Origin of the sequence: Catellicoccus marimammalium M35/04/3, from assembly GCF_000313915.1 — a bacterium.
Lineage (GTDB): Bacteria > Bacillota > Bacilli > Lactobacillales > Catellicoccaceae > Catellicoccus > Catellicoccus marimammalium.
Genome location: NZ_AMYT01000003.1, coordinates 1 through 8,965, shown reverse-complemented (window position 1 = coordinate 8,965; position 8,965 = coordinate 1). Strand labels below are relative to the sequence as shown.

General features: G+C 33.1%; 9 protein-coding genes. 2 read left to right on the top strand and 7 right to left on the bottom strand.

The annotated features are described in order from the left end of the window. Positions 1–428: 428 nt before the first annotated feature. From C683_RS00455 to spxA, 6 genes are all read right to left on the bottom strand, one after another. Complete coding sequence (locus C683_RS00455; RefSeq protein WP_009488112.1) at positions 429–929, bottom strand: DUF4811 domain-containing protein; 501 nt, start codon at positions 927–929, stop codon at positions 429–431. Next, positions 922–2,385: an MDR family MFS transporter gene (locus C683_RS00450; RefSeq protein WP_009488111.1), complete on the bottom strand. Its 1,464-nt coding sequence runs from the start codon at positions 2,383–2,385 to the stop codon at positions 922–924. Before C683_RS00450 ends, C683_RS00455 begins: the two co-directional genes overlap by 8 nt. Positions 2,386–2,483: 98 nt before the next feature. Continuing rightward, positions 2,484–4,286 carry an oligoendopeptidase F gene (gene pepF / locus C683_RS00445; RefSeq protein WP_009488110.1) on the bottom strand — a complete coding sequence of 601 codons (1,803 nt, stop codon included), beginning with the start codon at positions 4,284–4,286 and terminating at the stop codon, positions 2,484–2,486. A gap of 102 nt (positions 4,287–4,388) precedes the next feature. Next, positions 4,389–5,276, bottom strand: a complete 888-nt coding sequence (locus C683_RS00440; protein ID WP_009488109.1) for a competence protein CoiA family protein — start codon at positions 5,274–5,276, stop codon at positions 4,389–4,391. A 52-nt stretch (positions 5,277–5,328) separates the two neighbouring features. Next, positions 5,329–6,051, bottom strand: coding sequence for an adaptor protein MecA (locus C683_RS00435; protein WP_009488108.1), 723 nt, complete (start codon positions 6,049–6,051; stop codon positions 5,329–5,331). Between the two features lie 112 nt (positions 6,052–6,163). Next, positions 6,164–6,562, bottom strand: coding sequence for a transcriptional regulator SpxA (gene spxA, locus C683_RS00430; RefSeq protein WP_009488107.1), 399 nt, complete (start codon positions 6,560–6,562; stop codon positions 6,164–6,166). A 393-nt stretch (positions 6,563–6,955) separates the two neighbouring features. Here spxA and trpS point away from each other — a divergent pair, with 393 nt between their 5' ends. Both trpS and C683_RS00420 read left to right on the top strand, forming a co-directional pair. Then, the gene (gene trpS, locus C683_RS00425; RefSeq protein ID WP_009488106.1) at positions 6,956–7,951 is read left to right on the top strand and encodes a tryptophan--tRNA ligase; all 996 of its coding nucleotides are present in this window, start codon (positions 6,956–6,958) and stop codon (positions 7,949–7,951) included. A gap of 91 nt (positions 7,952–8,042) precedes the next feature. Beyond that, on the top strand, positions 8,043–8,666 hold the full coding sequence (locus C683_RS00420) for a PH domain-containing protein (RefSeq protein ID WP_009488105.1): 624 nt from the start codon (positions 8,043–8,045) through the stop codon (positions 8,664–8,666). A gap of 43 nt (positions 8,667–8,709) precedes the next feature. On the opposite strand, the gene C683_RS00415 is transcribed toward C683_RS00420, so the two are convergent. Continuing rightward, on the bottom strand, positions 8,710–8,965 hold a 256-nt coding region (locus C683_RS00415; RefSeq protein ID WP_040388526.1), incomplete at its 5' end, for an LPXTG cell wall anchor domain-containing protein.

The following is an 8,965-nucleotide window of genomic DNA, read 5'->3' as shown; positions in this document are numbered from 1 at the left end:
TTTTGTTAATATTGAAATTTTTTTCAATACTGACTTTTTTATCAGTATTTTATAAGTTTAAAATTCTTATGACTATCTTTTATCCTTAAAAGAATTACTTTGTAAAAAAATAAAGATAAGATAGGATCAAATCCAAGATATTCCTACTTCTAAAGCTGATTCACGAAGTGATTTTTCCCTAATAATACTGAAAGAATAATAGAGAATCATCCATTTTTATATGGTCTATAAATCCAATCTATAATCTATGATGGTTAATTATCCAGATTAACTGATAAATTCCTAATTCATTAATTGGATATAAAGAATAAAGTTCTTTAACTGTATATCTAGATTTCTTATTTTTGCTTTTTACTTAATCACATAAAAATAACCCCCAAAAGTTAAAGAAGACTTTTGGGGGTTATATCATTAAAACCACTCTTTTTTTATTTTTCCATTACATGCCAGGAACTTGGAATGTAAAACTCATTTTGAATTTTTGTCACTTCTCGTTCTTTTTGAGGGAAATGGAAGAAGAAACGAATAACGTCGTTATTATAATCCCAATACGTTGTCTTTTGTTCTAAGAAGGCTTCTTTTCCGCTTTCTTTTACAATATGATTTTTTACTTCCGCATCAGGAGCTGTTTTTTCAATTCCTTTTTTTGTTGGATAAACGACTACAGACTCTTCTTTTTTCGTACCTACAGATTGTACAAAGACGATATTTTTCATCTTTGTATCTTTAGCCAATGGTACCTTTGTTGTCGTTTCTACCTCTTTCATCCCGTAATGATAAGCCTCATTTAAAATCGCAAAGGTCAAGCTCCCTAAGAATAAAAGTAGGCAGACTATTCCTAATCCTTGATGAAGTTTTGTTGGCTTCATTGCGGTAAAGAATAGAAAGAATCCAATCACACTTAAAAATAAAATGACTAAATTAACCATTGTGTTTTGCTCCTTTCTGTTCTTTTTTATCACGGACAAAGAATGCCAAAACAAAACCAATAATACCAAAGAAGCAAGAAACAAGGAAGGCTACGTGATATCCATTTAATGTTGCTTGCATTGCTTCTTGTTTGAATAGGAATGGTAATTCTTTCATTAAAGAAGCACTTGGCATACTATGTGTCGTTACATTAGATAATACACTGACTAAAATCGCAGTTCCGATAGATCCCATCACTTGACGCACGGTATTATTTGCCGCTGAACCATGACTGATTTTATTTACTGGTAAATAGTTCATTCCAGAAGTCGTCACTGGCATCATTACCATCGAAATACCAAACATACGAACCGCATAAATGACTACTAAGAACATCATTGGTGTTTTTGTTGTTAAAAAGATTAATGGTAAAGTACCACAAGTTGCAATTGTTAACCCAGTAATCGCTAAACGATGAGCTCCATATTTATCATATAAACCTCCAGCGATTGGCATCATAATCCCAATCAATAAAGCTCCTGGTAACAACGTTAATCCAGAATGGAAGGCATCTTCTCCACGAATATTTTGGATATACATTGGTAGCACCATTTCGACCCCAATCATCATCATAAAAACCATACTTCCGACCATCGTGGAAATGACAAATTGTTTTTCTTTGAAGACACGAAGATCTAAGAATGGAGTTTCCATCTTCAATTGGCGACGAACAAAGAAGAAGATAACTACTACCCCAATAGCTAAAGAAACTAAAACCGTTGAGCTAAACCAACCTTTTTCTCCCACACTAGAGAATCCATATAGTAAGCTACCAAATCCAATCATAGATAAGAAAATTGATGGAATATCTAAGTGTAAATCTTGACTTGGTAATACATCGCGCATAAAGAACATTGCTGCAATCAATACCACTACAACAATTGGTAATAATAAACCAAATAAATTACGCCATGTAGATTGGTCAATAATCCAACCAGATAAAGAAGGACCAATCGCTGGTGCTAGACCAACAACGATCCCGGTTAACCCCATCGCAATTCCTCGTTTTTCTGGTGGGAAAATACTTAACATGATCGTTTGAACCATCGGTAAAGCAATCCCTACTGCTAACGCTTGAATCAAACGGCCCATAAATAATGTTGGGAAATTAGGGGCAATAAAACAAGTTAACGTTCCTAAAAAGAAAATAGTCATCGCTGTCATATACAATTTCTTTGTACTAAAACGATTAATTAAAAAAGCTGAAATCGGAATCATAATCCCATTGACTAACATAAATCCTGTCGTCAACCATTGGACAGTTGAGGCAGAAACATGAAAATAATTCATTAATGTGGGAAAAGCAGTAGCCAAAATCGTTTGATTTAGCACTGTACAAAAGTTCCCAATTAATAAAACAAATACTAACAATCCACGATGGTACGATTTACCGTGAACATCCACTGCTTGTTTCATAAACTTCTCCTATCTTTCTTTCTATTATTCATTCATTTTTCAATTCATTCTCTAAAATAGGAAAAAGGCAAGGTGTGACCTTACCTTTTCCGTTTTTATTATAATTCTTCTACAAGTTGTTCTAATTCATTTAAACGTTCTTCAAATACCGCAAAAGCAGATTCTAAATAATCTTTTTGTGTCATATCAACACCTGCTTTTTTCATTACGGCAATTGGATAATCGCTGCTTCCTGCTTTTAAGAAGTTCAAGTAGTGTTCTAATGCTCCTTCTTTTCCTTCAGTAATATTTTTCGCTAAGGCACTAGCAGCGGCAAATCCTGTCGCATATTGATAAACATAGAAATTATAATAAAAATGTGGAATTCGAGACCACTCTAAAGCAATCTCAGGGTCTTTTTCTACTGCTGGACCATAATACTCTTGGTTTAAATCTCCATAGTATTCATTCATAGCTTGACTGGTTAAAGGTTCTCCTTTAGCATCTGTTACATGAATCCATTGTTCAAATTCCGCAAATTGTGTTTGACGGAACACCGTACCTTTGAATCCATCTAAGTAGTGATTTAAAACATACGCACGAACTTTTGGATCTTTTTGCGTTTGTAATAAATATTCTGTTAACAGATTTTCATTAGTTGTTGAAGCAATTTCTGCTAAGAAAATACTATAATCTCCATAGACATAAGGTTGATGACTACGAGTCAAATAGCTATGCATACTATGTCCCATTTCATGAACTAACGTAAAGAGTTGATCTAAACTATCATGCCAGTTCAATAAAATATATGGATCTGTATCGTAACAACCAGAAGAATAAGCACCACTACGTTTTCCAGCGTTTTCTTTTACATCAATCCAACGACTTTGGAAGGCTTTTTCTACTACAGAAACATAATCTTTTCCTAAAGGTTGTAGTGCTTCCAACGCCACCTTACAAGCTTCTTCATAAGAGAAACGTAAAGGAGCTTCTCCCATTAATGGGGTATACATATCATACATATGTAATTCATCTACTTGTAATAATTTTTTACGTAAAGCAACATAACGATGTAATAATGGCAAGTGTTCATGTACCACTTCAATTAATGTATCATAGACACTTTCTGGAATATCATTACTATCTAAAGATGCTGCACGAGCAGAAGAGTAATTTCTTACCTTAGCAGAGAAATTATGTCCTTTCACGTGGTGAGATAATGTGCTTGCAGTTGTATGTTGGAATTGATCGTAAACACGATATAATTGTTGGAATGCTTCTTTACGAACATTGCGATCAGTGCTTTCTAATAATTGTCCATAAGAACCATGAGAAAGTTGAACTTCTTCTCCTTCTGCATTTTGAATCATACCAAAATCAAAATCTGCATTATTCATTACTTCAAACGTATCACTAGAAGCAGAGAAGATTTCACTCGCTTGTGCTAATAACGCTTCTTCTTTTTCTGATAATACGTGTGGTTTACTGCGAACCGTTTGTTCTAAGAAATGATGATATTCTTGTAATTCTTTGGCTTGTAAATATTCTTCTAACACTTCATCTGATAAACTTAACAGTTCTGGAGTGTAGTAAGAAGCTGCCGCTACAGCTTCTGTATATTTGCCGCTTACTCGATTCATCAATGCTTGATACTTCGCATTCGCTGTATCTTCGTCATTTTTCATACTTGCATAAACATAAATTACTTCTAGACTACGGTATAGAGAAAGCAATTGATCGGTTGCTTTTTTCACAGCGAGAACTCCATCTCCTAGTGTCCCTTTTCCTTGACTAACTTCCGCAATTTTTTCATCTAATTGAGAAAATGCTTCTTCTAATTCTTCTTCATTTTTAAAGATACGTGACAGATCCCATGTCCATTTTTCTTCAATTTCTGAACGTTTTGGTAATTTTTTAGCCATAATCTTCCATTCTTAAAAAGAATGTTCCTCCTCCTTTACGTTTATTTCTTCTTATATTTTAGCAAATTATCGCTTTTTCGTCAGAAAACATGTTTCTATTCTTTAGATTTCTTGTATTTTTAACCTTTGCTGCTTTCTTTTTTCTTCTAAAAAAGGCGTAGGTGTATATGTCATTAATGGCTGACGAATCTTTTGTTCCACTTTCCAATACAATTCTTCAGTTAAAGAATAGAAAGGAACGTTTATCCACTGACTTAGATAGGAAAGTTCTTCTTGCCAATTCATTTGATGTTCATACAAAATGTAGGCTAAACGCTGTACTTCCTTATTAGAACGATGAAACCAAGCAGAAATTCTTTTTTTATTTTGTTCTTGGAAAAATTGTCGATTAGGAGGCATAATTTTTCCTTTTTCTTTATGCAAAAATTCTTCAATCGTAATGGGAACACAAGTAAAGCGATAGGGAGCCTCTTCTAAATGAGACTGCAAATAAAACTGTCTTTCATCAAAACGCAAAACATAATATCCATAGGTAGGATGATAGCGCAAAAAAGGATACCACTGAGAATAACGTTGATACTTTGGTCCTAATAACCACAAATCTTTATATCCTTGTCGTTGATAATCTAAATGCCGTTTTTCTAATACTTTGGCACTCAATGGGCTACACTGCACTTCAACGATCCATTGTGGTGGGAAATATAAATCTCCCCTTCTTTCTTCCACTACCCACTCTTCTTCTACTAGATAATGATGATTTTGGCCCCAAGCTTTAATTTTTTCTTTCACCGCTTTATGTAACTCTCCTTCCCCACCCCACAGATTTTCTTTTTTCTTTGGCGCATGATAAAAGGATTGTCCAAATTTTGTTTTTCGTACCCGCAATTCTTTTTCACACAAAGGACAAATATATGAATTTCCAGGGATGGCTTCCTCAATAAAAATCCAGTGACCTTCTTTTGTTTTTGCATATTGTAGTGGTTGTTTCATAAAATCCCCTCCTACTTATTGATACAAAAAAAGGCCACGTCAACGTGCCCTTTTAGAAATATTGATTCAAACTTTGGAAAATTCCGTCTTTTCTTCCTTTATTTAACTCGATTTCTTTAGAAATATCAGGAATTTCTTTTGTAGTTTCAAATAAAGTAGGTGTGCATTGTTCGTTCATTAAAAGAATATCATCATAGACATCATCACGGTCAATTCCTTTTTTGTAATAAGAAAGTAAACGGTAACGACCATTACCATAAGTTAATGTCTGACGGAACATGTGCCAAGGTCCATTCATTTTTGCGACTTTAACCAAGTCATTTAAGTTAGGAGAAGATAACTGTAACGCAGGTCGCCAGTTCTCATAGAAACGACGTTCTTCTTCCTCTTCTTCTTTAATCAATTCTTCCACTACGGATAAAATTTCTTTGACCTCAGACATCATCTTTTCTTGTGCTTCTTTTTGACTCAAATTGCCTAACAATTCTTGCAATAACTCTTCTGGATTTTGAATATCTTCATCCAAATCAAATTTACGCACTTTTAAGACAATACCAGAATTTTCTTTTGTCGGTAACATTTGAACAGACAATTGTCCTTCTTTGGCAAAATCGCCTTCTTTATCAACAAGCTTAATTAAGCGACATAATTCATCTTGCGCTTCTTTTTCTTTATTTGCATTCATAAATAGAGAAAAATCAATATGATATTTTTCCATATCTCGTTTTGAAAAATAAATAATTAAAGTATCGGGATCTAATTTTCGATAACGCATGTATTCATCATCCTTTCCTTTTTATTATAACAAAAAAAAGAAACTGAAAAAGCATTCAGTTTCTTTCTTCTTCATAAGAAGCTTACCTTGTTACAAAAGCTTCCCTTTTTTCTTATAATCCTACCATTTTACGTGCTTGTTTTAATTCTAAAGCACGAACTTCGCGTGGTAAGAAGCGACGGATTTCATCTTCGTTGAAACCAACTTGAAGACGTTTATCGTCAATCATAATAGGGCGGCGTAATAAACCGGGATTTTCTTGAATTAAAGTTAATAGTTCAGATAATGGTAAATCATCTAAATCCATATTTAATTTTTGAAAAACTTTTGAACGGGTTGAAATGATCTCTTCCGTGCCACTTTCAGTCATACGAAGAATTTGTTTTAATTCTTCTGTTGTCAAAGGCTCAGAAAAAATATTTCGTTCCTCAAAAGGAATTCCATATTCCTTCAACCATGCCTTTGCTTTACGGCATGAAGTACAACTTGGAGACGTATACAATTTAATCATAGTGATTTCTCCTTTTTCCCAAGATTACATTACTCTCTTTAAAAGTTATTATAACATGATAATAACCATTATTTATTATAAATCCGAAACCTTATAAAATTTTTGAATTTTTCTTATAAAAGCTTGGGACTCTTTTGTTTGCAATTATTTTAACATAAACTGTGTAAAATTTATTTTCAAAAAAGATAATTCGTATTGTATGAATTGAAATTCCTTATATTTTTATTGAATTTTCAATATTTTCACATTTTGTTTTAACCGATTTTGTATGAAATTACGTTATTGAAACTACACAAATTTCTTTACAAAAAACCTTTCTTTCCTGTGATATAATAAAAACTATAAAAGTTCTCGAAAGAAAGGAGACGTTGATTTTTTTCAACGAAATCGCTTATGGAAACAATTATCTCAGGAATTCAACCAAGTGGAATCCCAACGATTGGAAATTATATTGGCGCAATGCAACACTTCGTAAATTTACAAGACGAATATGATTGCTACTTCTTTATTGCTGATTTACATTCCATTACCGTTCCACAAAAAAAAGCTGAACTACGTAAACAAATTTTAGATTTAGCAGCTTTATACTTAGCTGTTGGTTTAGATCCAGAAAAAGTAAAATTATTTATTCAATCAGAAGTCCCCGCTCATTGTGAAGCAGCATGGATGATTCAATGTGCCACTCCTATTGGTGAGTTAGAACGTATGACACAATACAAAGACAAAGCGCAAAAACAAGATACAGTCAATGCCGGTCTATTAAACTATCCAACTTTAATGGTGTCTGACATTATCTTATATGATGCAGCAAAAGTTCCAGTAGGAGCGGACCAAAAACAACACTTAGAATTAACTCGTAATTTTGTGGATCGTTTTAACAATAAATATGCGCAAAAAGGTCAAACTTTATTAGTGAAACCTGAGCCTTTGATTGCCAAAAATGGTGCTCGTATTATGAGCTTACAAGATCCAACTAAAAAAATGAGTAAGTCTGATAGTAATCCAAAAGGGTTTATCTCTATGTTGGATGATGCAGATACTATTCGTAAAAAAATTCGTTCTGCGGTTACAGATAGTGAAGCAACGATTGCTTATGATCCAGAAAATCGCCCTGCGGTTGCGAACCTATTAACGATTTTCTCTTCTGTCACAGGAATTTCAATTGAAACGTTAGTCGCAACTTATGAAGAGTCAGGATATGGTACGTTCAAAAATGATTTAGCAGAAGCCATTGTCGATTGGATTACTCCAATTCATGAACGTTTCCACCAACTACGTGAAAGTGAAGAATTACAAGAGATTTTAACTGTTGGTGCTATTGAAGCAAATAAAAAAGCAAATAAAACTTTACGTCGCATGAAAAACGCTCTTGGATTAGGACGTAAATAAAATGAAACTCCTAAAGGATTATCCTTTTAGGAGTTTTTTTTGGTGGTATCCTTTATAATAGAAATAAATCACAAATAAAAAGGAGAAAATTATGGGAAATATTTTTACAAAAGTAGCATCAGATACTTTAGGATTATCTGATATTGGGAAAATTATCGCACCCGAAGATTTTGATAAAGTTGCTGGCGATGATTATATCTTTCATGAAGATGATGAACATATCTATTTTGTCATTCAGTCAAAAACAGATGAGTATGTCTTTACCAACTATGGATTATTACATGTAGATGGAGATAGTGCGATTAGTAATAAACGTACCATTCATCGTTTTGAATATTGTCATTACCCTATCTCTCATGTCACATTAGAAACAGCAGGAACCGTAGATTTAGACGTAGAACTAAAATGGCACATGAATGACTATGAATTTAGTGTGGATGTAGATAAAAAACAAATTGAGGAATTAAAAGACTTATACAAAGCTCTTTATGAAATTGGTCGTATCCAATTATCTTTAAACTATCAATATCAAGACGATTTAAAAGCTTTAGACAATGCCAATGAGGTGTTCAATAAATCTCGTTTTAACGTAGAAAATCCAGCTTCTATGTTACAAGAAATGACTCGTTTTAACCAAGAGTATTTAACCACTGCTCGCCATGCTTTACATCGCCGCGACTTTGGCAATGTATTTGAAAAATATATCAATAACTAAAAAAGTTGGGATTCAATTCCCAACTTTTTTTATTATCGTGTAACTATTTTTTGATAATGAATTTATATCCTAATAATGCTACAAGTAATACTAAAATAATACCCATTACAATTAATAAAGGTGATTTCTTATTCCCTGTTTGTGGTAATGTAGTATCTTCACTCATTGATTCATTTTGTGATTTATTTTTAGAATTTGTATCATTATTATCAAATGCTAACGCTCCATTCTCTCCAGAACTTGATTGAGTAGAGTTTGTTGAAGTGTCTCCATTTGAACTTGTGTTTGAACTTTGTTCT

Bases quoted from the DNA above. Each gene is read 5' to 3' on its own strand.
- C683_RS00420 (WP_009488105.1), top strand. From the start codon at position 8,043: ATGGGAAATATTTTTACAAAAGTAGCATCAGATACTTTAGGATTATCT.
- pepF (WP_009488110.1), bottom strand. From the start codon at position 4,286: ATGGCTAAAAAATTACCAAAACGTTCAGAAATTGAAGAAAAATGGACA.
- C683_RS00455 (WP_009488112.1), bottom strand. From the start codon at position 929: ATGGTTAATTTAGTCATTTTATTTTTAAGTGTGATTGGATTCTTTCTA.
- C683_RS00435 (WP_009488108.1), bottom strand. From the start codon at position 6,051: ATGCGTTATCGAAAATTAGATCCCGATACTTTAATTATTTATTTTTCA.
- spxA (WP_009488107.1), bottom strand. From the start codon at position 6,562: ATGATTAAATTGTATACGTCTCCAAGTTGTACTTCATGCCGTAAAGCA.
- C683_RS00440 (WP_009488109.1), bottom strand. From the start codon at position 5,276: ATGAAACAACCACTACAATATGCAAAAACAAAAGAAGGTCACTGGATT.
- C683_RS00450 (WP_009488111.1), bottom strand. From the start codon at position 2,385: ATGAAACAAGCAGTGGATGTTCACGGTAAATCGTACCATCGTGGATTG.
- trpS (WP_009488106.1), top strand. From the start codon at position 6,956: ATGGAAACAATTATCTCAGGAATTCAACCAAGTGGAATCCCAACGATT.